The sequence below is a fragment of the Glycomyces arizonensis DSM 44726 genome (assembly GCF_000482705.1).
GTDB lineage: Bacteria > Actinomycetota > Actinomycetes > Mycobacteriales > Micromonosporaceae > Glycomyces > Glycomyces arizonensis.
The window spans coordinates 1-1,243 of the sequence record NZ_AXWO01000053.1; the positions used below are offsets into that span (position 1 = coordinate 1).

General features: G+C 57.8%; 1 rRNA gene. It reads right to left on the reverse strand.

What is annotated here, in order from left to right:
* Positions 1-56 precede the first annotated feature (56 nt).
* Positions 57-1,243: ribosomal RNA gene (locus H613_RS31835) — 23S ribosomal RNA — on the reverse strand; the annotation flags it as partial.

Consider the following 1,243-nt stretch of genomic DNA (forward strand, 5'->3'; position numbering starts at 1 on the left):
GTGTTGTCTCAGAATCGCATAGTGTGCGTGAATATCGTTTCTACCAGCAGACTGCAAAAGTTAAGTTCTCGGCGGTTAGTACCCGTCCACTCCACAGCTTGCACCGCTTCCATGTCGAGCCTATCAACCCGGTCATCTCCCGGGCGCCTCACCAGGGCTTCACCCCTGACGGAGATCTCATCTCGAAGCACGCTTCCCGCTTAGATGCTTTCAGCGGTTATCGCTCCCGAACGTAGCCAACCAGCCATGCCCCTGGCGGGACAACTGGCACACCAGCGGTTCGTCCATCCCGGTCCTCTCGTACTAGGGACAGCCCTTCATCAAATCTCCTGCGCGCGCGGCGGATAGGGACCGAACTGTCTCACGACGTTCTAAACCCAGCTCGCGTGCCGCTTTAATGGGCGAACAGCCCAACCCTTGGGACCAACTCCAGCCCCAGGATGCGACGAGCCGACATCGAGGTGCCAAACCATCCCGTCGATATGGACTCTTGGGGAAGATCAGCCTGTTATCCCCGGGGTACCTTTTATCCGTTGAGCGACACCACATCCGTACATCGGTGCCGGATCACTAGCCCCTGCTTTCGCACCTGCTCGACCCGTCAGTCTCACAGTCAAGCACCCTTCTACGCTTACACTCACCGACCGGTTTCCAACCGGCCCGAGGGCACCATTGGGCGCCTCCGTTACCATTTAGGAGGCAACCGCCCCAGTTAAACTACCCACCAGGCACTGTCCCCCGACCCGATCAGGGCCGCGGGTGAGACACACCATCAAGCCAGAGCGGTATTTCACCAACGCCTCCACCCACACTAGCGTGCGAGCTTCCCAGGCTCCCGCCTATCCTACACAAACCAGACCATGCGCCAATACCAAGCTATAGTAAAGGTCCCGGGGTCTTTCCGTCCTGCCGCGCGAAACGAGCATCTTTACTCGTACTGCAATTTCGCCGAGCATGTGGTTGAGACAGCGGAGAAGTCGTTACGCCATTCGTGCAGGTCGGAACTTACCCGACAAGGAATTTCGCTACCTTAGGATGGTTATAGTTACCACCGCCGTTTACTGGCGCTTCAATTCACCACGACACCCCTAAGGGCTAATGGATCCTCTTAACGTTCCAGCACCGGGCAGGCGTCAGTCCATATACCTCACCTCACGGCTTCGCATGGACCTGTGTTTTTAGTAAACAGTCGCTTCTCCCTGGCCTCTGCAACCCCCCACCGCTCCCGTGCGCTTCGCACCAC